Source organism: Mesorhizobium sp. M1143, assembly GCF_040318435.1.
In the GTDB taxonomy this organism is placed as follows: domain Bacteria; phylum Pseudomonadota; class Alphaproteobacteria; order Rhizobiales; family Rhizobiaceae; genus Mesorhizobium.
In genome coordinates this window covers 202,567-223,153 of record NZ_JAMYMJ010000004.1, presented here as the reverse complement: position 1 = coordinate 223,153, position 20,587 = coordinate 202,567, and the positions used below count along the sequence as shown (strand labels likewise).

Below are 20,587 nucleotides of genomic sequence, written 5' to 3'. Positions count from 1 at the left end.
GCCAGAGGGGGGCGCGAAGGAACGCGACTTCAATCGTAACAGCTAAGCCGCGGCACTCCCCTGCCCGTTAAGCTCCCGAAACCACCCCAGCCCAGCCTCCGTCCCCGCCTTCGGTTTGTATTCCGCTCCGACCCAGCCGGAATAGCCGATCCTGTCGATATGCTCGTAGAGGAAGGGATAATTGATCTCGCCCGTCCCCGGCTCGTGACGGCCGGGATTGTCCGCAAGCTGGATATGCGCGATGCGGCCGAGGTTGGCCTCGATGGTACGGGCGAGATCCCCCTCCATGATCTGCATGTGATAGATGTCGTATTGCAGGAACAGGTTCTTCGAGCCGACGCGGTCGATCATCGCCAGCGCATGGTTCGAATAGTTCAGGAAGAAGCCCGGGATATCGCGCGTGTTGATCGGCTCGATCAAAAGCCGGATGCCGGCCTGCTCCAGTTTCTCGGCTGCAAACGCCAGGTTTTCGGCAAAGGTATTTTCCAGCACCGAATGATCGACACCCTGCGGCGCGATGCCGGCGAGGCAATTGACCTGCTCGCAGCCCAGCGCATGGGCATAGCTGATCGCCTTGGCGATGCCTTGCCGGAATTCCGGCACGCGGTCGGGTAGCACCGCGATGCCGCGCTCGCCCTTGCCCCAGTCGCCGGCCGGCAGGTTGAAAAGCACCTGGTTCAGGCCGTTCTTCTTCAGCCGGGCCGCGACCACGTCAGGCGTATGATCATAGGGGCCGATATATTCGACGCCCTTGAAGCCGGCGCGGGCTGCGGCATCGAAACGATCGAGGAACTCATGCTCGCCAAAGAGCATCGACAGATTGGCTGAAAAACGCGGCATTCTTTTTCTCCTTCTTCTGCTTGGCCCTAGGCGTGTTGAGATTCAGGTCGGGCAGAGTCGAAAACGGTGACTTTCGAGAACCGGAGCGGAACGTACTTTCTGTACGTGAGCACCGGAAGCGCAGGAAGGCGCCGTTTGCAGGCCTGTCTCACCTGAATATCGGCGCGCCTAATCGAGCAACACAATCGCCGTCGGCGCATCCTCATGGCTTTCGGCAAGGTCCTCGAATTCGGTGATCTTGTCGATTTCCGTGCCCATGGAAATGTTGGTGACGCGCTCGAGGATGAATTCGAGCACCACCGGCACCTGGTATTCCTTCATCAGCCGCTGCGCTTCCTTGAACGCGCCGGCGAACTCTTCCGGTTTGCGCACCCGGACCGCCTTGCAGCCCATCGCTTCTGCGACCGCGACATGGTCGACGCCGTAGCCGGCCTCCGGATCGTTGGCGCGGTTGACGTTCTCGAAGGCCAGGCTCACCTCGAAATCCATCGCAAAACCGCGCTGCGCCTGGCGGATCAGGCCGAGATAGGCATTGTTCACGACGACATGGATATACGGCAGTTTGTGCTGTGCGCCGGCCGCCAGTTCCTCGATCATGAACTGGAAGTCGTAGTCGCCCGACAGCGCCACGATGGTGCGATCCGGATCGGCGGCGCGCACGCCAAGCGCTGCCGGCAGCGTCCAGCCGAGCGGGCCGGCCTGGCCGCAATTGATCCAGTTGCGCGGCTTGTAGACATGCAGGAACTGCGCCCCGGCGATCTGCGAGAGGCCGATCGTGGTGACGTAGGTGGTGTCACGGCCGAACGACTTGTTCATCTCCTCATAGACGCGCTGCGGCTTCAGCGGCACCTGCTCGAAATGCGTCTTGCGCTTCATCGTCTTCTTGCGGGTCTGGCATTCCTTCGCCCAGCCCGACCAGTCGCGCAGCTTTCCTGCCGTCTTCCATTCGGTGGCGACGTCGAGCAGCATCTTTAGTGCCGCACCGGCGTCCGAGACGACGCCGAGATCCGGCGCGAACACCCGGCCGATCTGGGTCGGTTCGATGTCGACATGGATGAATTTCTTGCCCTTGGTGTAGACATCGACCGAACCGGTGTGGCGGTTGGCCCAGCGATTGCCGATGCCAAAGACGAAATCGGCTTCCAACATCGTCGCATTGCCGTAGCGATGCGAGGTCTGCAGCCCGCACATGCCGGCCATCAGCCGGTGGTCGTCGGGGATCGCGCCCCAGCCCATTAGCGTCGGGATGACCGGCACGCCCGTTATCTCGGCAAATTCGATCAACAGATCCGACGCATCGGCGTTGATGATGCCGCCGCCGGCGACGATCAGCGGCTTTTCCGCGGCATTGAGCATCGCCAAGGCCTTTTCGGCCTGGGCGCGCGACATTGCCGGCTTGAACGGGACCAGCGGTTCATAGGCATCGATATCGAATTCGATCTCGGCCAATTGCACGTCGACCGGCAGGTCGATGAGCACCGGGCCCGGTCGCGACGAGCGCATCAGGTGAAATGCCTTCTGCAGCGCCATCGGCACGAGATAGGGCTCCATGACCGTGACCGCCCATTTGGCGACGGGTGCGGCTATGGCGGCGATATCGACCGCCTGGAAATCCTCCTTGTTGAGCCGTGCCCGCGGCGCCTGACCAGTGATGCACAGGATCGGGATGGAGTCCGCCGCCGCCGAATAGAGCCCGGTGACCATGTCGGTGCCGGCCGGGCCCGACGTGCCGATGCACAGCCCGATATTGCCTGATTTAGCTCTCGTGTAGCCCTCGGCCATATGCGAGGCCGCTTCGACATGGCGCGCCAGGATGTGGCGGATCGAGCCCCTCGCCTTCAGCGCCGAATAGAACGGATTGATCGCCGCGCCCGGCACACCGAAGCCGCAGGAAACGCCTTCCTTTTCGAGAACGAGAACCGCTGCATCTACAGCGCGCATCCTGGCCATGTCCAGCCTCCGCAAATTGTTGGTCGACCGACAATGCCAGTATGGTTTTCATTTTTCAATTTTTTCAGAATAATTTTTCATTTCTAGAAAACGGCTCCTGTCCACTGATTTCGCTGGCTTTTCCGTTTTTCATGAATCCGGGCACCATAATCTGTGAAAATGTTTTTCATTGCGATTTCGCCAAAAGCGGCGACTAGGCCCCCATGCACACCCCCAAAAAACGCCAGCGCGGCCGGCCGCGCGCTTTCAACGGTCCGTCCGAGGCCGGTTCTGTACAGTCGCTGGACCGGGCCTTGCGCATCCTGGCCATCGTCGCCGAAGGCAGTGGCCTGTCGCTGAGCGAGATTTCGGCGCGCAGCGAGCTCGCAGCGTCCACCGCCTACCGCATGCTGACGACGCTGCAGAACCACGGCATGGTTGAATTCGATACATCGGACCAGTTGTGGTCGATCGGCGTCGAGACTTACCGCATGGGTGCCGCCTTCCTGCGCCGCCGCAAGCTGGTCGACCGGGCCCGCGTGGTCATGCAGGAATTGATGGAGAAGACCGGTGAAACCGCCAATCTCGGCGTCGCCGAGGACGATTGCGTCGTTTTCGTCAGCCAGGTCGAGACCCATCAGGCGATCCGCGCCTTCTTCCGCCCAGGCACGCGCAGCTCCTTCCATGCCTCGGGCATCGGCAAGGCGGTGCTGGCGCAGCTCGAGCCGGAACGCGTCGCCGCCATCCTGCGCAAGTCGGGCCTGCAGCGCTTCACCGACAAGACGCTGTCCGACATTTCGGCGCTGGCCCATGACCTGGCTGTCATCAAGCACCGCGGCTGGTCGGTCGACGACGAGGAGCGGCATCCCGGCATGCGCTGCGTGGCCGCCGCCATTTTCAACGAGTTCGGCGAGCCGATCGGCGGTGTCTCGGTCTCCGGACCGACGGTGCGGGTGACGATGGAGCGGCTGGACGAGATCGGGCCGCTGGTGCGCGACGCCGCCGCTGAGGTGACGAGGATGATCGGCGGGTTCCGATTATAATGCGGAGAACGCTTCAGCTTTTGCTCGCCGCTTCACTGTGCGGATGCGTGGCGACGGTGCCCGAGCCCGCCCCTGTCTCCCAGCAAGTCAGCGAGATTCCGATCTCGCTCGCTTTGGAGGAGACAATCACGATCGGCATTCGCCAGCATTTACATGATCCTGTATCCGCCAAATTCGGGACGATGCGTGCCGGCGAGCGAACGCTCGACGGCCGCCGCGAAATCCTGGTCTGCGGCCATGTCGCTGCAAAGACGTCGTCCGGTGGTCATACAACAGACCAACCGTTCGCCGCCAAGATCTATCCGGATGAAGGAAGCAGCTTCGAACTCATCGCCATGGGGGATCAATCGCAGAATGCGAGTGTTGCCCGCATCTGCCGTGCAGCGGGATTGCCGATCTCCGAACCGTAGCCCGCACCGCGGCGCGCTCAAATCAGGAAGGAGGGGCTGCGTACAGCCCCTCCTTTCCGTGTGGGGGTGCCTCCTCTTAAAGGCGGCAATAGTGGCGGTAGCCGTCGTAGCCGACATAGGTGTCGGAGTACGGATCGTAACTGGCGTAGCGATTGGCGCAGCGGCGGACGTGCCAGGAGCCACCCTCGTCGTCGACATAGACGGTGCGGGGCTGCTGGTTGAGCAGGCTGCCGAGCACGAAGCCGCCGACGCCGGCGGCGATGCCGATGCCGATTTCGCGGTTGTGGTGATGGCTGTGGGCGGCCGACGGCTGGACGGTGCCGACCAGCGAGGTGGCGGCGACGGTGCTGGCGATGAGGGCAGAAGCGATTTTGCGCGTGAACATGACGATCTCCTTGTTTCGTTGCGAGAGGCGATCCATCCGCCTCTTGATCATCGGTCGTTTCGGCGCGGAAAAAGGTTCGAAAGAATTTGGGATTTTCTTGAAGGCTGGAAATCAGCCGATGGAAACCATGATCTGATCGATCGAGCGCTCAACGCAAAAAAGGGCGGCTGAAGCCGCCCTTTCCGCGAGGCAGGTCGTCTCGCTCAAAGGAAGATGATCACCTTCCCGTGGTGATGATGATGCTTGTGGTGATGATGCTTGTGGTGATGGTTCCACCACCACCAGGGCTTGTCGTGGTGCTTGTGATGGTGGTGATGATGGCCGTGAGCGGAGGACGACTGGACGGTACCGGCGAGCGCGCCGTTGGCGAGGAAGATGGCGACCAGGCCCGAAGTAAGAGTGCGCTTCAACATGATGATCTCCTTGATCGAGGCGATCATTCGCCTCTGGAGATCAGTTGCGGTGACGTGGTGAAAGGTTCGAAGGCTTTGGGTGAATTGTGAATAGTCAATGGTCCGAAAGGCGTTTGCCCATTCACCATTCATCCCATCCCAGTCACATGCCGCAGCCAAAACGCCATCGCGATAAAACCGACGATGGCGGCGATGCCGGTCCAGTCGACATTGGCGCTCTTCACGTCCCTGATGAGCTTTACCGCAAGCAGCCAGGCAATGACGACAAGCGGCAGGATGATGACAAGTCTGATCATGCGACACCCGTTCGATGCGTTTGCACCTGAGAGATATGTAGGAATCGCATTGGCGGTTTTCAGCATGGCGGCCCGCCCACCTCGGCGGGGTCCATCAGCGATCGAAAACGGAGTTTTGTCTTTACTGGCGCACGAAATATGCTAACCGGAGCGCCGTGCCCTTGTAGCTCAGCTGGTAGAGCAGCGGTTTTGTAAACCGAAGGTCGGCGGTTCGATTCCGTCCGGGGGCACCAGTTTCCACCCGACAATCCCCAGAAATCAAGGAACTCACGGGTTTCAACGTTCCCCGAGGTACACCAAAAGGTACACCGAGGGGTACACCGAGGATGAAAATGGCACTGGAACACGTCCAGCCGCGCGGCAACAGGAAGGTCTATCGAAGGAAGGTGCCGAAGGCACTTCAAGGCATTCTCGGCAAGACTGAGATGGTGCTTCGCCTCGGAAGAACCGACGCCGAGGTGCGCAAGCAGTATGACGCCACCCACGCCGAGGCAGAGCAAATCTTCGCCAAAGCATGGGATGAGTTGCATGGAGTGAAGGCGCCGGCTGCGAAGCTCACAGCGCGCGAACTGTTCGACCAAGCGACGAAGCGACTTCGGGACCTTGGCTTCAACCCATATCGCGCCGGCAGCGGCGATCCTGATGATCATGAGGAACTGTCCGAATGGATTGCTCGCGATGTAGTCGCTGAGCAGATCGCCAACGGCTACCCGAGGGACGAAGAGACCGACCATCCCGTTGGCGTCTCTGACGAGGACCGCGCACTGCTCACGCTTCTGACCTCCTCAAATAAGCCCGTCGGTCCCGCACCCACCCTAGAGGACGCCAAGCGGCTCTATCTGAAGGACCGGTTCACCAAGACCAATCCTTCCGAGAAATCGAAGAAGCGGGATCAGCAACAAGCCGACCGGGTGGTCGGGCATGTGAAGTCGGCTCTCGGCTATGACCCGGTGCTGGCGGACATGAAGCGTGCCGACGCCAGAACCGTTGCTAACGCCATGTTGAAGGAAATCCCGACTGCTGCGACTGTGGACCGATACCTCAATGTCGTGCGCGCAATCGTTGCCTATGGCATTCGTGAGTTCGACCTGACCGGCACAAAGAACCAGTTTGAGAAGCTTGATGTTGCCGACAGCAGTAGGGAGCCAGACAAGCGAAAGAGGCTTCCTTTCACCCCCGAGCAATTGGCCGCGACGCGGGAGCGGGTACTTGACCGCGCTGCCGGCGACCTCCAACAGATTTGGAGGCTCCTAGAAGGCACCGGCTGCCGTCTGTCCGAGATTACCGGGCTTCGGGTCAGCGACGTTATGCTGGAGGCCCAATATCCGCACATCGACGTTGAGTGGCATGACGAGCGCCGGGTCAAAACCGAAGTGTCTCGCCGGAAGGTTCCCCTCATTGGTGACGCCCTCCAGGCGGCGCGGGAGGCAGTCACGGCTGCAGGTGAGAGTAAAATGCTGTTTGCCCGTTACGGTCATGAAGGCGGCGGCGACAAAGCCTCGGCGGCGCTTGGAAAGCACGTCAGAGCCGCCGTGACTGACAAGAAGGTGACCACCCACTCGTTGCGCCACCGCATGGAAGACTTGCTGGTGATCGCTTGGGTCCCCGAGAAGCTCAAGCGGTCCATCATGGGGCACTCAGGGGGCGGCGCTGGGGACAACTATGGTGGGGAAGAGGCGCGGCTCAAGGTGGCAACTGAGGCCATGGTGAAGGCGTTGGCAACCGTTGGCTTGCCTAGCGCGTGACTTTGCTGGTCTCAGCGATGATTTTGGGGCTCTGTCCAATCGCAATCGTATAGCTGAAGCGCGCCACACCCTTAGCCTGCTTGTGCCTTGGCAGACTGCGGACGACCCAGTCGTAAGTGCCCGACACCATGCATCGCTCATTGGCACAAGTGACTATGACGCTCTCGTCGTGGAGATTGTATCCACGTTCAGGCCATCGTTGGAAATAGCTTCTCTTGTCGGCGATGATCGAGCTTAGGTCCGTTGGCTTTCCGTAATAATCGACGATGCCAGCATACGAATTTTGAACCTGAGCGATCGCCAAATCTGCGTTGTCGCCATGGTGCTCGATGAGCCCTTTGATAAATGCTACCGCCGCGCTCTCTAGCTGGCGCTCGTCTGCGCTGGCTTCAGTTGGGGCCGGACTGGGGGTTGGCGACACACGCGACGTGTCAACGGACGGCGGCGTGGTGGAAATGTTGGTGACGCGCAGTTCACCCATCTCGCTGGCGGACAGATATCGCATATCAGACCTGTCGTAGCTCAATGCCACGGCCATCAACTTGGGGTCTACGCCCATCTCGGCCATGTAGGACATGATTTCGGCAGTTACGGCTTGAACGTTCGCCACAGCCTCGTCGGTAGACATCCCGCTGTCTGGGGCGAAGGATGAGCGGTGAACACCAATAGAGCCCGGATCGGCAACACGGCGAACGCCACCCATGTAAGCTAACGAGCAAGCCGACGCGCACTGCAACTGTCGGACTTGAAGCGTATCAAGGCCGGCCGCCCGGATCATACGTCCAAGCTGCATTGCACTTCCGATACTGCCCCCCGGCGAGTCGAATACGACCACCCTAGCCCCACTGCTTGCGACAGCGCGCCTAAACTCATTCAGAGGTTCGTTGACGCCAAATTCACCGGAGACGATGAGAAACGGAAGCTCGCCCGGCGACGACACCGGCTTGTATTCCAGAGCCTTAGCTGAACTTGATGTGGCGACAATAACTGACGCGACAGCGAGAAACTTCACAACCGAACGCATAACCCAACATCCAAACCCACCAACCTCAACTAAGAGCCACTTAAACAACTATTTCAAGGGGCAACTGGACCCGGGCAACTGGCGATGAGAGAACTGGTTGAAACTCAGTGTCCTGTCGGGAACATTAAAACGATGTGCAACCTCTACAACCTCACCACGTCGCAAGAGGCCATCCGCCAATGGACGGGCGCTTTGCGGGACATCTTGGGGAACCTTGAGCCGTCCCCAGATATCTATCCCAACCTTCCGGGTCCGGTGGTCCGCAACGCGCTAGATGGTCAGCGTGAGGTTGCCAAACTGCTCTGGGGGATGCCGACCCCTCCCGAGCGGGTCAAAGGCAAGGCCGACTATGGCGCCACCAACATCCGCAACCCGCAGTACTCCCACAAGAAACCGAGACATGGCTGACCGCGCCGTGGTCTGAGGCGAAGCAGCTACAGCGGACGGCGCCGGACGACGCGCTTGTGATCGTTGAGAAGCCGGCGACTCAGATCAAGTTCCCTGAGGGTTCCAAGGCTGGAAGCGGTCAATTGTCGCTGCTGTAGGGCCAAAGCAGCAGTGTACCAAAGCCCGGTCCGACAAAGAACCGAAGAAGTGCTCCTCCACTAAAAAAGTCGCGAGAATCAGGCCTAATTGCTCATGATGGGGTCCTTATAGCTCAAAGAATGCTAACCTTGTTGGTGGAAGCTGCTCAGAACCACTTGCGTTCCGACCGAGGGCGCTTTAAGTCTAAGCATCTTGGGGATGGGGAATCTTAAATGACAAAGCGCAATTTTCTGTCGCCGATTGCTCTGTCGGCTTCGATTATCTTGGGCACACCGGTGCAAGCGGCGGTTTCGATAGATTCCGCTGAAGCAATCGCGAATGCAACGGAAACCAGCGTATCGCCAGGCAACGATGGGTTCGGAGTGGTCCTTGATCGCTCCAGCGGCACCGAAGTGAGGATGGCATACCATTCCAGCCATTCTTCGCACTCCAGTCATGGTTCTCACTGTTCCGGCTACAGCTACTGCTAGCTGCACATGCTCACCGCAACCGTGGAGACGGCGAACTCCGCAGAGATACGATTTGATCTGACCGTCTTCTCGTTGGATTGCGTGAAGCGTGCCGTTTATAGAGTGACCGGCGGCTCGTCAGTGGACATTGCCACAGAGGCTGGGTTCGCGAAGTGCGTGCTTCACTTCAATAAGCCGACCTCGTTGGAGCAGGCTGATCGAGCCATTGAAGCTCTGCGACTTGAAGTACTAGACCAGGACCTACGCAGGACCGTAGCCGAGGAAACTGCCTCGGTCAGAAACGCAGTGCTAGCCCTGGCTTTTTCCAAATCCGGCCTTCAATCAATTGACTAAGTTCGCTCCACCAGCGGATTTTCGGGGGGCTGTCGAAGCCCAATATCAATTGGCCTTCTTTCGTTTTTCGCCGCTGGAAGGTGATCGTTACGTACTCACCAATCAGGCGGGAGAATATTTGGTTCTATCACGGGCGGTACTGTCGTCCTTCATTCGACACGAACTGCCGACTAGCGACCCCCATTACTTGCGCCTTCGGCACCGACACTTTCTTTTTGATGCCTCATCAAACCTCGGTAAGGCATTGCTCGCCAACAAAGTCCGAACCAAAGCGAAGCGGCTAGAGAATTTTACAGCCCTTCATATCATGGTGGTCTCGCTTCGCTGTGAGCATTCGTGCCCTTACTGCCAAGTATCGAGGCAGAGTGAGGACCGCTCCGCATTTGACATGAGTGAGGAGACCGCAGAAAAAGCACTAGCGTTGGTATTTCGCTCGCCGAGCCCTTCCATAAAGATCGAATTTCAGGGAGGAGAGCCGCTTCTGAACTTTGAATTGATCCGCTACGTCGTAGAACGAGCCGAGCGGATTAATTCATCGGAGCAGCGAGACTTGCAGTTCGTAATCACGACAAATCTCGCAGTTGTAGATGACGCGATGCTGGAGTTTTGCCGCCTCCATAAAATCCTTATCTCAACCTCATTAGATGGGCCGTCTCACCTCCACAATTCAAACCGTCCACGCCCTGGCAAGAACAGCTACCAGTTAGCTGTTGCAGGCATCGAGAAGGCGAGGAAGGTGCTCGGGCATGAACGCGTTAGTGCGCTCATGACGACGACCAAAACGAGCCTCCCCATGGGCCGTCCGATCATTGACGAATACGTGCGGCTACAATTCCCAGGTATATTCCTCCGACCCTTGTCACCATACGGGTTCGCCATCAAGACCAAGTCGTATGCGGCCTATGATGTCGAGAGATGGTTGGATTTCTATTTCGATGGCCTGGAATACATAATTGACCTGAATAGGAAGGGTTTGCCGTTTAAGGAGTTTTACGCGTCAACCATCCTGACAAAGATGCTCACTCCATTTGAGCCTGGCTATGTGGATCTGATGAGCCCTGCCGGGATAGGGATATCGGCGGTCGTGTACAACTATGACGGCGACGTATATGCGTCAGACGAGGCACGAATGTTGGCCGAGATGGGCGACAAGACGTTCCGTATCGGCAACGTCCATGCCAACAGTTACCAGGAGATATTCGCGTCAGACGCCCTGCTGGACCCGATAGAGCAGTCCTTCGCCGGCTCTGCACCGATGTGCTCAGAGTGCGCTTTTGAGCCTTACTGCGGGTCAGACCCTGTCTTCCACATGGCCACACAGCGTGACTTCGTGGGGCTGAAGACGAGGTCCGCCTTTTGTCATCGGAACATGACCATCTTCAAGAGGCTCATCAGCCTGATGGAAGACAGTCCGATGATCCGCGAGTTGTTCTTACAGTGGGCCAACTAGGATGCTCCAGCTCAGCGGCTTCGCCAAGACAAACAACCTAATAGCCAACCCTCGGCCCGTATTACTCCGGCTGATCGGCGCTGATCGGGTGGGGCAGCTTGTCAACTCGGAGCACGACGCCCGCCTCTTCAGAGGTGGAAGCCTTGCAGAGGGTTTCGAATGGGTTGTCACCTTTGAAGCCCATAGGACCGAAGCTGAGCAAGTTGCTAATAGCAAGCATATCATCGTCCTACCGGACCATTTTGGGTACCTTGGCGATGGAGATGTCATTAGGTTCGTTCCCGGTCGGAATGCAATCCGAGTGCTTTTCCGGGCAACGGCCAGCGCCAACTATTTTCTGCTCACGGAACGCTGCAACCACTACTGCCTTATGTGCTCGCAGCCCCCGAAAGATATTGATGACAGTTGGCTCGCTGCGGAGATGCAGGAGCTGCTTCCGCTTCTGCCGGTCAGCACACCATTTCTGGGCCTGACGGGAGGCGAACCTACTCTGCTTGGGGAAGATTTTTTTGATCTTTTGTCCACAGCCAAAGCGCTTATCCCAGACACGGCGGTCCACATTCTGTCCAACGGTCGGGCTTTCCAAGATTTCGAGTTTGCGTCACGCTATGCAAGCCTGAACCACAGACATCTATCGCTAGGCATTCCTCTTTATTCGATCGATCCTGAAGTCCACGACTACGTTGTTCAGTCCAAGGGCGCCTTTGACGAGACCGTTAAGGGCATTTTGAATCTGGGGGCGCTTGGACAGAAGGTCGAAGTACGCGTTGTCGTGCACAAGCAGACATGCAATGGGCTACTAGAGCTCTCAGAATATATCTTCAGGAACTTGACGTTCGTTGACCACATCACGTTTATGGGTTTGGAGATTACCGGGTTCACCCGTGCAAACATGGACAAGCTCTGGATCGACCCTTTCGAATACCGTGGCGAGCTTCGGTCGGCAGTCCAGTTCTTGGCGGCCGCCAAGATGAATGTGTCAGTGTACAACCATCAACTATGCGTACTTGATCCGTCGATTCATCGGTATGCAAGGCAGTCGATTAGCGATTGGAAAAACGAGTACCTCGACGAATGCTCCAACTGCAGCCGCCGCGACGAATGTGGGGGCTTCTTCTCTTCAAGCAAGCTCGCTCATAGTGCGCACATTGCGGCATTCCAATAGGGCTGCCTGATGCCAGAACAGCTTGATCGCCGCGCCCGATTCCCCACCGACTTAGATCTATCGCCATACGTCCGACGCTGCTTCAAGCGCCTTCCAAAGACGTCCGGGCTCGATGTGCTAGATGTCCCTTCTGGATTTGGCAGGCATTCATTGTTCTTTGCCGCTCAAGGTAATCGGGTCGTGGCGGCTGACATAGATCAACACAGACTAGACCAGTCGATGGCAAGCTGGCGAACAGTGAAGCCACCCCGAGGGAATTTGCAGCCAGTTTTGGTCGACGCTGAACAGTCTTTGCCTTTCTCCCGAGAGGCTTTCGATCTCGTGCTTGTTATTCACTACGTTTCCGACAAGGTCATTGAGGCGGTCTGCCCTCTGATACGCACAGGTGGATTTCTCATATACGAGACGTTCGGCGCACACGGTCGAAATCGCAGAAACCTACCGACTGCGGGGCAAACGGCGAATAGAGTTTCGGGATTTGAGGTGCTGGATTTGAGAGAGAGACCATTTCGCACTGCTGCGGGAGAGACAGTCACAGTCAAGATGCTGGCGCGAAAGCTAGCAGCTACATAGCCTTGGGCCTCACTCCTCATCACGCCAGACAACCCGCCGCACCGTCCTGATCTCTGCGAGCCGCGTCACCCGAATGCCTGGCGTTCCCGTGCCGACGGGTTTTGTGTCTCGGCGTGCATGTACTCGTTCTTGCCGAACCGTCTGCAGCTCATTTTCCTCCCGACTAGCTCCTCCTCAACCTCCCCGAAGATTTCCCTCAGGTCACTCGGCAGATACCATCGTTTGACGTTACACAGCCCGCATCGGACCAGCAGCAGCTGCCCAATCGTGGGCATTGCTGAGCTTCCATTCGCCTCCGCGCTTTCGTCTTCCACCAGTGTCAAGCCGTCGCCGACAGGTTCGTAGCCGTCCACAAGGGCCACGTGATGAAGGCACTCAAGGCGCCGGGCGTCCCGTTAGGAAGACCGACGAGGATGCTGAAGCTAAGGCCCTAAATGACGACTGCCGACAACAGCAGGACGACACCAATACCGATCATCAGTAGGCCGGGCCAGTTTTGCGACAGCCCGAGGAAACCCAGCCCGCGATGGCGCGGCTCAAGTGTCGGACCCGGCGTTGCGAGATTTGGCGTCGGGCCGCCTGGACGTGCGGGAAAGGGCGTCGGATTGCTAAGCCGCCCGCGATTAAGCACTGCCAGCGCCATGTACACAATGCCAGCGACAATGAGCAATGCACCGATCAGGATGACAGCCATTTCTCTCTCCTCGATCTCTCACGAAGCGCTTCGCTGCAGAACTATCAAGATGCCCGGCAGGTTCCGACAAGGGGGCGCACTAATGGTTCGGAGCGTGAGCCACACGGCCACCGAGCCGCAACTCGATCGATCCGCCGGCGATTTGGAGCTGGCTGCCGACGAGGCAAAAGCCGCCAGCGGTGGAGACGCCCGGGAGGCCGTGAAGGCGCTCCTTGTCGCCAACGCCTCGTTGGAACGCGAGGTGGCCCTATGGCTCCAGCGGTGAGCTTTGGGTTTAGCAGGGGGTGGCATCTCGGATGAACTTACAGGCAGTTCACCGTCTTGCCCCCTCAGGTCACAAAGCCTTCCACTGGCACTACCCTCGCCTGTTCTCCCTTTGGGTGATCCCCTAAGTGACGCTTGATCGCCTCCTCAGGCAGCCCCAGCAGTTCTCCCTGTGGTGCAGCCGAGGGGTGCCTTAGGGTGCCAGGGTAGTCAGGAGGAAGTTGGACCACCCTCATTCAGTAGGTTCGAGAGCCCTGTAATGATCTGGGGCATGACGAACGGCTTGGTGATCATGATGCTGTTGGGCACCCCGAGCGCGGGCCAATCGTCCGCACCATCTCCGCTCACGTAGATGACAGGTAGGTTGGGATTGACGCTCCGAGTGTGCCGGGCGACTTCCCAGCCGGTGGGTCCCTCGCCCAGTCTTATGTCTGTGACTAGGGCCTCAATGCGCTCAGGGTCGTCGTTGAAGGCCCGTATTGCATCTGCCCCTTTCGTCGCTGAGACCACCTCGAAACCAGCGTCAACCAGGGAGTGCTCAACATCTATGAGGATCATACTCTCATCCTCAACAAGCAGGACGACGATGGATGACATGGGCCGACCTGTTTGTCGAACACTGACGGCCAGCAATGCACGAGGCGGCGAATTGTTCCCGCCAAATTAACATTTGTTAATCGGAGAGCAGGACTTCCTCCTCCTTGGCAGCCAGCCAGAAGAGCCTTTGGACCTCTTGAGCTGACGCCCTATGCTTCCTGAAGGCCACGCAAACCTGGACCGCACGTCGCCAATGAGCGCCCCTCTTGGTGAACCTTAGGAGCTGCGCGCCGGCTGCCTCGACCGAGGCGACGTTGTAGCGGAGACCTAGGGGTTCCCTAATGGGGACTGCTGGGGTGAACCAATTGAGTGCCATAAACGTCATGCGGCGGACCGTCTTCTGACACAAGCGGCCACTGCATTAGTCACATCACCGTCCGCAGCTGGCTTTGATACCCAAGTTCCCTTTTGAAAGATCGGGGCGTAGTAGCGAGGATCGAACACGATTCCCGAATGGACGACAAACGGGATATCCCGCGCATAAAGGAGCCTGGCTATGTCCTCGCAACTTCCATCATTCAGCTCGATATCAAGGACGGCTACATCGGGGGAATTTGATTGCAGCCACTTAAGAGCCTGAGAGCAAGATGGCAGGACTGCCAAGACATTGAAGCCGGCATCAGACAATGTGTCTTCAACGTCGAGCGCAATTAGCGGCTCGTCTTCCAAGACGACAACCGACAACACCGATTGGCTGCCCATCGTTAACCCTCGTGAGGGGCAGGAGGTTGAAGACCCTTCCCACTCGCCAGTGCCTATACCCTCGGCCGGCGACGAATAGGTTATCAACGTCCACTTAGATACATTGTCAAGAGCTTTTTTCGCTTAGAGCCAGCGATGATTTCAGGCGCAGCGCGGCACCTAAGTGCTATCAGGCGAACCCTCCTGGGAACCTCCCGTGGGACAGCCTCTGCTTCAGGTCGTTGGCATTCAGGATGTCCGCCAGCTCCTTGGCGTACTCCGGGTCGGGAAGGTCGACAGATGGGTGGCCCGCTACAATAGCAGGCTGCCCAGTGAACACGTCGAACACCGTCAACGTTCCATCCTGTTCCCGCCTGACGTCGTACCGCAGAGTTGCCATTAGGGACATCTAATGTGGGTCGGGAATGTTTGGTACAAAAATCCGCGCGGGTGATCGGATAAGAGGCACGCGCGGTGGCCCCCCGTACCCGGTCAGGTTCGACGATAAGACGCCCGCCGGTTTCCGTGACGATGGCCGTTGCGATGCCCTGAGGGGTGACGCTGGGCTCGGGTCGATGCCGGCTGGGGACACCCGGACCATAGCACAACCCGACAGTTTCGCAGGCGTCTTGTCCTTGACGCTGTACCTCATTCTCAAGTACGAGGTACAGAAAGCGAGCCCAGTGGCTTGCACCACAAGGGATCGGACTTCAGAGAATGACCACAGCAGTTGCTTACCTTCGGACATCCTCACGCACCAATGTCGATGGCGACAGTGCACCACGGCAGCAGCAAGCTATCGAGGCCTACGCCAAGCGCCACGGGATCAAAGTGGTTCGGGAGTTCCACGATGCGGCAGTGAGCGGGGCTGACCCGATTGATACACGTCCGGGCTTCCAAGACCTCCTTGAGTACTTGGCAGGCAATGGGGCGCGGGTGATCCTAATCGAGAACGCCAGTCGGTTCGCGCGTGACCTCGCGGTGCAGATAGCAGGCCATAAGCTCCTGCAAGGTCTCGGCTATGAGCTGATCCCGGTCGATGCGCCGGACAGTTTCACCGACGACACGCCTACCGCAGCAATGGTGCGGCAGATACTCGGAGCCGTGGCTGAGTTTGAGAAGGCGCAGCTCGTGGCGAAACTCAAGGGTGCACGGGACAGGGCCTCCAAGGCCATTGGACGGCGCGTGGAAGGGAATCACGGTTACCGCTTGGACAAGCCGGACCTGATCAAGGAAGCCAAGCGATTGGCCCGGAAGAGCCCCAAGACAGGCAAGGCGAGAAGCCTTCGTGAGATTGCAGCGATGCTTGCAGGACGGGGATACACGACCGTCAACGGCCAGCCGTTCTCAGCTTCTCAGGTGCAGCGGCTGATTGATACGGCGTGACAATAGGGACACCCAGCAGACTGTGGCGGGCGAACATTAGAAACCGCTGAATAAGGCCCCCACTAGCACCACGCAGGCGATTTGGTCGCGCCATGACGGATTGGGTTAGGTTGCCCCACTCGCACCTACCATCAGTTCACAAGGCCTTCCACTAGTACTGCAAAGGCGACAATCCGGACCGCTAGGCGAGTTAGGCTCATTTGCTCCCTGAATGACAACGGCCCCCACTAGCACTACGAGACGCGTTTCATTCATGCGACTTCACATCTACCGACCGGCGCTGTTCTCCCAGCGTTTGCGACTGCCATTGTCTCTTTCGCTTTTCCTAGGCGATGGGAAGTGGCGCACTGGCTGGTCGGTAGATGTAAGGCCGTGTGCGTCTCTATCTGTCCTCCGGTTTTGTATGAAATCACCGGCGAACTGTTTTGTATGAAGCACTATCACGAAAGGATCGCTCTTGAATTTTGACGACACTACTGTCCAACAAATCGGGGCTCAGGCCTACGGGCATTACAAGGCCGGTGAAAAGAACTACACCAAGGCTATGGAACACGCCAAATCGGCGGGCCTCTACCTAATCGAGGCCAAGAAGCGCGTTGGCACGGGCAAGTTTGTCGCGTTCCTCGCCGATCACTGTCCCATCAGCAAGTCTCGTGCCTATGAGTTCATTGCCATTGCGGAAGGTCGGAAGAGCCCAAGTGCCGAGGCCGACCGCGTCCGAGAATGGCGGCAGAAGCAGGCCGGGGTGCGGCAGCTTCAGGGCCAGTCCGTACGTACGGAAACGCGAAACCCTTCCGCAGATTCCGGGAGGGAACGCCTGGAAGCCATGGCGCGCGAGCTCATCAAGCGCCTCTCCACCGCTCAACTTGAAAATTGGATCAGGCTAGCTCCCGCTGCGTAAAGCGGCAGGGCTGGTCACCTCGATGCGCCGCAAAAGGAACCAATATGACCAACTTCAATCTCCTTGAAGCCGATTTCGTCAAGGTTTCGGACTACTGGACCGCCGAGGTGGAGGCGTTTCGACGGAAAGGCCCACGCTGGACAACGCCCCGTTACCAAGAGGCAGCCCGCAAATTCAGTGAACGCGCGCCAGAGTTCAACCATAAGGCCGCCCTCGTCCTACGCGCTGAGGGCTTCTCGCAGCCCGCTTCCGCGAAGGTGCTGGGGATCACCGACCGTGCCGTGCGATCTCATCTTTCGCAGCCCTGTGAGGCTCTGGAGGCTGAATGCAAGGGGATCGCTTGGCGAGGCCGTGTACAGCGCTATGAGGTAACCAAGCGGGGACGCGCTCCGTTTGATGTCTGGGCACGCCTGAAGACGAGCAAGGCCCCCGTGGTGGCTGACCTTCTCGGCTTCGACCCATGGACAGCCGAGGGCATCGGGGTCGGCACCCGCGAGAAGGTCGCCTTCTACATCGTGGATGGATGGTCGCAATCCGAAGTGGCGGCTCTGCTCGGCATCTCGAAGCAGGCAGTGTCGAAGCATGTCGCTGCAATCAAGGCCCAGATCGCGGCACGAAAGCGGGATACCGGAAGATTGTTCAAACTGAAACGAACCCGGAAGTTATGAAGGCGCTGAACCAAGATTTCTAAATGATAACAATAGCATAAGCGGTTGACTACCGCATATAGGCACAACTCCCCTCAGGGACTTTCCCTTCGGGTGTCACCTTGATCAGGCCTTCGGGCTCCCTATCGACGATAGGCTTATCCGAAGATGGCACCAAGGTTCTCCTGAGTTGCTCAGGGACATAAGACACCCTCTAGAAGCCCTCTGTAACCAGAGACAGCCTAGAGATACCCTTATTTCTGAATTGTCATTGGTCGCTTCGCTCCGAAGACCATGGAATGTGTCTCCTGAGTACCTGATCAACCTCAGCACAACTTCACTCAGAGCTTTGGTCTACTCTCTGGATTTCCCTTGTTCCAAGGTCATAGCCAGAGGGAACCCAAACGAACCCTGAAGTCTGACCACCCGAGGCTTGGATGACCGATGGTCTCCCCTCCACAGGTCTTCACCCTTCCACGTCAACCGGAAGCGTCCCTTTAAGGGAAGCTCTCGAATGTCACCACGAACACCTCACCCGAAAGGATCACAACAGATGAACATCACCACAGGAGCCGACCCCTATCATGTCGACTGAGGCCGACCGCATTGCATGGCGGATACACGGTCGAGAATGGCGAGCAGCGAACCCGGCTCGCGCCAAGGAAATCAGCCGCGAATGGTATCACCGCAACAAGGCCCAGGTAGCCGAGGCACGGAAGATGAAGCGAGAGGCCGCGCGTCTGGTCAAGGAGGCAGTCAATGGTTGAGATAACCCGCCAGATCACCCCAGCAATCCGCGTTGTCGAGACTGACCGTGAATGGATCGTCCAGACGGTCGAGATGAAGCGGACCCGCAGACAGGGGGTTCACACCACCGGCAAATGGGCTGACCGCGCGTACATCACCAGCCGGTCAATGCTGAACATGGAACTGAAGCGGCTGGTCGGCAAAGGAGCCGTCAAGGCTGGTCTTCGAGGGCATGTCGAACATGACGCCTTGGACTGGTTGAACCGCCTGCCCGTTCGGCATCCGTCGCGGGACAAGGAACCCAGCGTTATCGACATGCTGGAGGCCTCGACAGCGGCCAGCGAGCATGGGGAAACCTTCCGTGACCATCTGCCGCTGATCGTGAAGCACGGGCCGCTAAGGTGGCGCAACGACCGGAATGCGCGCTTTGACCCTTGACGACATCAGGCGGCGGGAATGGGTCGCGACCTACCCGACGCGGGAAGCGGCCCTTGCATTGGTCGAATGGATCAAGGCCGATGACTGGGAGACCACCTCCGAGTTGGACCGAAGGCTTCCGGGCATCGGCATCGATTGGACCCAGAGCTTCAACACGGCTGCTGAACGATGCTTTGAAATCTACGGCTATCCCGAGCTTGAGGCTGTGGCAGTCGCACGGCGTTTTGCCGAGATGTCTATGAGACCCACAGCGCCGCGTGGAAGGGTCGCCGGAGGCAGCGATGGCCTTACCGGAGCAACGACCCCAACAGGCCTTAGCGCGCGTCCTGAAGCCCTCCAGACGATGTCTTATGGGTTCACGCCACGGCGCTGACACCAAGTCTCACGGAAACTCCACGGGACATCAGCCACCACCATCACCACCAACCTATCCGCACCCGGAGCAATGACGCGCCGGGGCGGTCAACCATGACCAAATTGAAGGAACGAACGTCATGAACGATTTCAACAAGGCCAGCGGCCTCATCACCACGGGCACGACCGACATCCGCGCTCAGGAAACACGGGAGCGACAGGCCCTTGAAGACCGGGTGGATCAGATGCGGCGCGACCATGAGCAGGCCGAGAAGGACCGCAAGGAAGCCGACTTTCAAGAGCAGATCGCGGCGCAAACGGAAGCAGGCCTTCGGGCAAACCAACAGCTTCAGGCTAAGCGCCTTGGCATCAACACCGAGCAGGCCCTGACCGAAGGCCAGAAAGCCCAGGTAGCAGCGGCTAAGCCGATGAACGGCTCGGCACCGCAGGCCCTTGTGGATCAGCTTCCGGTGACCGTTGGTGGTATCCAGTTGGGACCCCAGCAGGCCAAGGACATGGCGGCACGTGGGGAGATCAGCCAGGGCGATTACGTTGCGGCTGTGAACGCGGCTCTGGTCCCCTACGGCTATTCTTTCAGGTAGCCACGGGGGCCGAGAGTGACGACGGGGCTTCGGCCCCTGAGTTGCCCACCGTGGATGGCGAGGCCGGCGAGGCCGACGTGGAACTGACCGACGACGAGAGAGAAGAGAAACAACATGCAGAGTTTGTCCGCATGGCTGACCAGAGCCTTGACCGCTTCAGGGATACCCACAGCGAACCACAACAGCAGTTCATCGTGGATGCCTACGTGGAGACCGGAGAAATCCTTACCGGCGAAGCATACGGGATCGACCCGGTGGAAGCGGCTGTGGTCGAGACTGCGTTCTCTCAGCATCTGGACCGCAATGTCCTTCGGCAGCATGGGCTGACGTTGGTCACGTACTTCGAGCATGTGGACGAGGCTGACTACCCGACGCTCCGCAGAGCTGCGGCCAAGGGGGAATGGCACGTCTTCCACGGCCATGCCCAAGCCATAGCAGCCGCCCGGAAGAACGGTTCTGCCTACTCCGACTAACTCGCACTGCAACACATTCCCTGCCCCGATGCGTCGCCCCAAGAGGTGCGTCGGGGTGGGACGTCTAACGCTATGCCCGTCAGCAGCGGTTGCAATGCGCTTTTGGCCGATGTCCTGAGTGTCTGGTTTCGGACATAGGCTTGAAAGCCGCCGCATGTTAGCGGTAAATCGTGGTGGTTTG

The 20,587-nt window shown here is 58.6% G+C and carries 30 protein-coding genes and 1 tRNA gene; 20 read left to right on the top strand and 11 right to left on the bottom strand.

What is annotated here, in order from left to right; translation table 11 throughout:
- Window positions 1–42: 42 nt before the first annotated feature.
- Together hyi and gcl are read right to left on the bottom strand one after the other, a co-directional pair.
- Window positions 43–840 (bottom strand): hydroxypyruvate isomerase, encoded by a 798-nt coding sequence (gene hyi / locus NKH35_RS05700; RefSeq protein ID WP_023688406.1) that lies wholly within the window; start codon window positions 838–840, stop codon window positions 43–45.
- A 168-nt stretch (window positions 841–1,008) separates the two neighbouring features.
- Window positions 1,009–2,790 (bottom strand): glyoxylate carboligase, encoded by a 1,782-nt coding sequence (gene gcl / locus NKH35_RS05695; protein ID WP_027050436.1) that lies wholly within the window; start codon window positions 2,788–2,790, stop codon window positions 1,009–1,011.
- Between the two features lie 203 nt (window positions 2,791–2,993).
- Between gcl and bhcR the strand changes: the two genes are divergently transcribed.
- Window positions 2,994–3,812 carry an HTH-type transcriptional regulator BhcR gene (bhcR, locus tag NKH35_RS05690; RefSeq protein WP_352913724.1) on the top strand — a complete coding sequence of 273 codons (819 nt, stop codon included), beginning with the start codon at window positions 2,994–2,996 and terminating at the stop codon, window positions 3,810–3,812.
- 56 nt (window positions 3,813–3,868) lie between these two features.
- Window positions 3,869–4,222, top strand: coding sequence for a hypothetical protein (locus NKH35_RS05685; protein WP_352913721.1), 354 nt, complete (start codon window positions 3,869–3,871; stop codon window positions 4,220–4,222).
- Window positions 4,223–4,298: 76 nt separating this feature from the next.
- Here the strand turns inward: NKH35_RS05685 and NKH35_RS05680 are convergent, their stop codons facing one another.
- Window positions 4,299–4,607, bottom strand: a complete 309-nt coding sequence (locus NKH35_RS05680) for a BA14K family protein (protein ID WP_023667455.1) — start codon at window positions 4,605–4,607, stop codon at window positions 4,299–4,301.
- Between NKH35_RS05680 and NKH35_RS05675 the strand changes: the two genes are divergently transcribed.
- Entirely contained in the window at window positions 4,600–4,743 is a 144-nt protein-coding gene (locus NKH35_RS05675) for a hypothetical protein (protein WP_352913718.1), read from the top strand. The two genes, NKH35_RS05680 and NKH35_RS05675, sit on opposite strands and share 8 nt — an antisense overlap.
- Window positions 4,744–4,810: 67 nt before the next feature.
- Here NKH35_RS05675 and NKH35_RS05670 read toward each other — a convergent pair whose 3' ends face one another.
- Window positions 4,811–5,020, bottom strand: a complete 210-nt coding sequence (locus NKH35_RS05670) for a hypothetical protein (RefSeq protein ID WP_023729791.1) — start codon at window positions 5,018–5,020, stop codon at window positions 4,811–4,813.
- A 128-nt stretch (window positions 5,021–5,148) separates the two neighbouring features.
- Window positions 5,149–5,316 (bottom strand): hypothetical protein, encoded by a 168-nt coding sequence (locus NKH35_RS05665; protein ID WP_023695307.1) that lies wholly within the window; start codon window positions 5,314–5,316, stop codon window positions 5,149–5,151.
- Window positions 5,317–5,473: 157 nt separating this feature from the next.
- On the opposite strand from NKH35_RS05665, the gene NKH35_RS05660 reads away from it, so the two are divergent.
- Window positions 5,474–5,549: transfer RNA gene (locus tag NKH35_RS05660), tRNA-Thr, on the top strand.
- 99 nt (window positions 5,550–5,648) lie between these two features.
- On the top strand, window positions 5,649–7,061 hold the full coding sequence (locus NKH35_RS05655; RefSeq protein ID WP_352913716.1) for a tyrosine-type recombinase/integrase: 1,413 nt from the start codon (window positions 5,649–5,651) through the stop codon (window positions 7,059–7,061).
- Here NKH35_RS05655 and NKH35_RS05650 read toward each other — a convergent pair.
- Window positions 7,051–8,085, bottom strand: coding sequence for a COG3904 family protein (locus NKH35_RS05650; protein WP_352518602.1), 1,035 nt, complete (start codon window positions 8,083–8,085; stop codon window positions 7,051–7,053). The two genes, NKH35_RS05655 and NKH35_RS05650, sit on opposite strands and share 11 nt — an antisense overlap.
- 84 nt (window positions 8,086–8,169) lie before the next feature.
- Here NKH35_RS05650 and NKH35_RS05645 point away from each other — a divergent pair, with 84 nt between their 5' ends.
- From NKH35_RS05645 to NKH35_RS05625, 6 genes are all read left to right on the top strand, one after another.
- Window positions 8,170–8,493: a hypothetical protein gene (locus NKH35_RS05645; RefSeq protein WP_502906973.1), complete on the top strand. Its 324-nt coding sequence runs from the start codon at window positions 8,170–8,172 to the stop codon at window positions 8,491–8,493.
- A 350-nt stretch (window positions 8,494–8,843) separates the two neighbouring features.
- Entirely contained in the window at window positions 8,844–9,101 is a 258-nt protein-coding gene (locus NKH35_RS05640) for a hypothetical protein (RefSeq protein WP_352518603.1), read from the top strand.
- 6 nt (window positions 9,102–9,107) lie between these two features.
- Window positions 9,108–9,434, top strand: a complete 327-nt coding sequence (locus NKH35_RS32005) for an HxsD-related protein (RefSeq protein ID WP_502906972.1) — start codon at window positions 9,108–9,110, stop codon at window positions 9,432–9,434.
- On the top strand, window positions 9,427–10,884 hold the full coding sequence (hxsB, locus tag NKH35_RS05635) for a His-Xaa-Ser system radical SAM maturase HxsB (protein ID WP_352913712.1): 1,458 nt from the start codon (window positions 9,427–9,429) through the stop codon (window positions 10,882–10,884). The genes NKH35_RS32005 and hxsB overlap by 8 nt, the downstream gene beginning before the upstream one ends.
- A 1-nt stretch (window position 10,885) precedes the next feature.
- A complete protein-coding gene (hxsC, locus tag NKH35_RS05630) occupies window positions 10,886–12,049 on the top strand; it encodes a His-Xaa-Ser system radical SAM maturase HxsC (protein ID WP_352913710.1) in 1,164 nt (387 codons plus the stop codon).
- Between the two features lie 9 nt (window positions 12,050–12,058).
- Complete coding sequence (locus tag NKH35_RS05625; RefSeq protein ID WP_352518605.1) at window positions 12,059–12,622, top strand: class I SAM-dependent methyltransferase; 564 nt, start codon at window positions 12,059–12,061, stop codon at window positions 12,620–12,622.
- A gap of 65 nt (window positions 12,623–12,687) precedes the next feature.
- Here NKH35_RS05625 and NKH35_RS05620 read toward each other — a convergent pair whose 3' ends face one another.
- Together NKH35_RS05620 and NKH35_RS05615 are read right to left on the bottom strand one after the other, a co-directional pair.
- Window positions 12,688–12,975, bottom strand: a complete 288-nt coding sequence (locus NKH35_RS05620) for a hypothetical protein (protein ID WP_352913707.1) — start codon at window positions 12,973–12,975, stop codon at window positions 12,688–12,690.
- 77 nt (window positions 12,976–13,052) lie between these two features.
- Window positions 13,053–13,316, bottom strand: a complete 264-nt coding sequence (locus tag NKH35_RS05615) for a hypothetical protein (protein WP_352518606.1) — start codon at window positions 13,314–13,316, stop codon at window positions 13,053–13,055.
- A 94-nt stretch (window positions 13,317–13,410) separates the two neighbouring features.
- Between NKH35_RS05615 and NKH35_RS05610 the strand changes: the two genes are divergently transcribed.
- Window positions 13,411–13,581, top strand: coding sequence for a hypothetical protein (locus NKH35_RS05610; RefSeq protein WP_352913704.1), 171 nt, complete (start codon window positions 13,411–13,413; stop codon window positions 13,579–13,581).
- Window positions 13,582–13,790: 209 nt separating this feature from the next.
- On the opposite strand, the gene NKH35_RS05605 is transcribed toward NKH35_RS05610, so the two are convergent.
- The 3 genes from NKH35_RS05605 to NKH35_RS05595 form a co-directional block, all read right to left on the bottom strand.
- Window positions 13,791–14,177 carry a response regulator gene (locus tag NKH35_RS05605; protein ID WP_352913701.1) on the bottom strand — a complete coding sequence of 129 codons (387 nt, stop codon included), beginning with the start codon at window positions 14,175–14,177 and terminating at the stop codon, window positions 13,791–13,793.
- A 321-nt stretch (window positions 14,178–14,498) separates the two neighbouring features.
- Window positions 14,499–14,879, bottom strand: a complete 381-nt coding sequence (locus NKH35_RS05600) for a response regulator (protein ID WP_352913698.1) — start codon at window positions 14,877–14,879, stop codon at window positions 14,499–14,501.
- A gap of 169 nt (window positions 14,880–15,048) precedes the next feature.
- Window positions 15,049–15,213, bottom strand: a complete 165-nt coding sequence (locus tag NKH35_RS05595; RefSeq protein ID WP_352913750.1) for a hypothetical protein — start codon at window positions 15,211–15,213, stop codon at window positions 15,049–15,051.
- Between the two features lie 362 nt (window positions 15,214–15,575).
- Here NKH35_RS05595 and NKH35_RS05590 point away from each other — a divergent pair, with 362 nt between their 5' ends.
- The 8 genes from NKH35_RS05590 (at window position 15,576) to NKH35_RS05555 (ending at window position 20,406) form a co-directional block, all read left to right on the top strand.
- Window positions 15,576–16,244 carry a recombinase family protein gene (locus NKH35_RS05590; protein ID WP_352913696.1) on the top strand — a complete coding sequence of 223 codons (669 nt, stop codon included), beginning with the start codon at window positions 15,576–15,578 and terminating at the stop codon, window positions 16,242–16,244.
- 457 nt (window positions 16,245–16,701) lie between these two features.
- The gene (locus tag NKH35_RS05585; protein ID WP_352913693.1) at window positions 16,702–17,145 is read left to right on the top strand and encodes a hypothetical protein; all 444 of its coding nucleotides are present in this window, start codon (window positions 16,702–16,704) and stop codon (window positions 17,143–17,145) included.
- 44 nt (window positions 17,146–17,189) lie between these two features.
- The gene (locus NKH35_RS05580; RefSeq protein WP_352913691.1) at window positions 17,190–17,813 is read left to right on the top strand and encodes a helix-turn-helix domain-containing protein; all 624 of its coding nucleotides are present in this window, start codon (window positions 17,190–17,192) and stop codon (window positions 17,811–17,813) included.
- A 563-nt stretch (window positions 17,814–18,376) separates the two neighbouring features.
- A complete protein-coding gene (locus tag NKH35_RS05575; RefSeq protein WP_352913688.1) occupies window positions 18,377–18,559 on the top strand; it encodes a hypothetical protein in 183 nt (60 codons plus the stop codon).
- Window positions 18,552–18,977, top strand: a complete 426-nt coding sequence (locus tag NKH35_RS05570) for a hypothetical protein (protein ID WP_352913685.1) — start codon at window positions 18,552–18,554, stop codon at window positions 18,975–18,977. Before NKH35_RS05575 ends, NKH35_RS05570 begins: the two co-directional genes overlap by 8 nt.
- Complete coding sequence (locus tag NKH35_RS05565; protein ID WP_352913683.1) at window positions 18,967–19,350, top strand: hypothetical protein; 384 nt, start codon at window positions 18,967–18,969, stop codon at window positions 19,348–19,350. The genes NKH35_RS05570 and NKH35_RS05565 overlap by 11 nt, the downstream gene beginning before the upstream one ends.
- Window positions 19,351–19,471: 121 nt before the next feature.
- The gene (locus NKH35_RS05560) at window positions 19,472–19,933 is read left to right on the top strand and encodes a hypothetical protein (protein ID WP_352913680.1); all 462 of its coding nucleotides are present in this window, start codon (window positions 19,472–19,474) and stop codon (window positions 19,931–19,933) included.
- A 77-nt stretch (window positions 19,934–20,010) separates the two neighbouring features.
- Window positions 20,011–20,406 (top strand): hypothetical protein, encoded by a 396-nt coding sequence (locus tag NKH35_RS05555; protein ID WP_352913677.1) that lies wholly within the window; start codon window positions 20,011–20,013, stop codon window positions 20,404–20,406.
- Window positions 20,407–20,587: the final 181 nt, after the last annotated feature.

Coding starts and splice junctions, on each gene's coding strand:
- hyi (WP_023688406.1), bottom strand. CDS start 840: ATGCCGCGTTTTTCAGCCAATCTGTCGATGCTCTTTGGCGAGCATGAG.
- gcl (WP_027050436.1), bottom strand. CDS start 2,790: ATGGCCAGGATGCGCGCTGTAGATGCAGCGGTTCTCGTTCTCGAAAAG.
- bhcR (WP_352913724.1), top strand. CDS start 2,994: ATGCACACCCCCAAAAAACGCCAGCGCGGCCGGCCGCGCGCTTTCAAC.
- NKH35_RS05680 (WP_023667455.1), bottom strand. CDS start 4,607: ATGTTCACGCGCAAAATCGCTTCTGCCCTCATCGCCAGCACCGTCGCC.
- NKH35_RS05670 (WP_023729791.1), bottom strand. CDS start 5,020: ATGTTGAAGCGCACTCTTACTTCGGGCCTGGTCGCCATCTTCCTCGCC.
- NKH35_RS05665 (WP_023695307.1), bottom strand. CDS start 5,316: ATGATCAGACTTGTCATCATCCTGCCGCTTGTCGTCATTGCCTGGCTG.
- NKH35_RS05655 (WP_352913716.1), top strand. CDS start 5,649: ATGGCACTGGAACACGTCCAGCCGCGCGGCAACAGGAAGGTCTATCGA.
- NKH35_RS05650 (WP_352518602.1), bottom strand. CDS start 8,085: ATGCGTTCGGTTGTGAAGTTTCTCGCTGTCGCGTCAGTTATTGTCGCC.
- NKH35_RS05645 (WP_502906973.1), top strand. CDS start 8,170: ATGAGAGAACTGGTTGAAACTCAGTGTCCTGTCGGGAACATTAAAACG.
- NKH35_RS05640 (WP_352518603.1), top strand. CDS start 8,844: ATGACAAAGCGCAATTTTCTGTCGCCGATTGCTCTGTCGGCTTCGATT.
- NKH35_RS32005 (WP_502906972.1), top strand. CDS start 9,108: ATGCTCACCGCAACCGTGGAGACGGCGAACTCCGCAGAGATACGATTT.
- hxsC (WP_352913710.1), top strand. CDS start 10,886: ATGCTCCAGCTCAGCGGCTTCGCCAAGACAAACAACCTAATAGCCAAC.
- NKH35_RS05625 (WP_352518605.1), top strand. CDS start 12,059: ATGCCAGAACAGCTTGATCGCCGCGCCCGATTCCCCACCGACTTAGAT.
- NKH35_RS05615 (WP_352518606.1), bottom strand. CDS start 13,316: ATGGCTGTCATCCTGATCGGTGCATTGCTCATTGTCGCTGGCATTGTG.
- NKH35_RS05605 (WP_352913701.1), bottom strand. CDS start 14,177: ATGTCATCCATCGTCGTCCTGCTTGTTGAGGATGAGAGTATGATCCTC.
- NKH35_RS05600 (WP_352913698.1), bottom strand. CDS start 14,879: ATGGGCAGCCAATCGGTGTTGTCGGTTGTCGTCTTGGAAGACGAGCCG.
- NKH35_RS05590 (WP_352913696.1), top strand. CDS start 15,576: ATGACCACAGCAGTTGCTTACCTTCGGACATCCTCACGCACCAATGTC.
- NKH35_RS05580 (WP_352913691.1), top strand. CDS start 17,190: ATGACCAACTTCAATCTCCTTGAAGCCGATTTCGTCAAGGTTTCGGAC.
- NKH35_RS05575 (WP_352913688.1), top strand. CDS start 18,377: ATGTCGACTGAGGCCGACCGCATTGCATGGCGGATACACGGTCGAGAA.
- NKH35_RS05570 (WP_352913685.1), top strand. CDS start 18,552: ATGGTTGAGATAACCCGCCAGATCACCCCAGCAATCCGCGTTGTCGAG.
- NKH35_RS05560 (WP_352913680.1), top strand. CDS start 19,472: ATGAACGATTTCAACAAGGCCAGCGGCCTCATCACCACGGGCACGACC.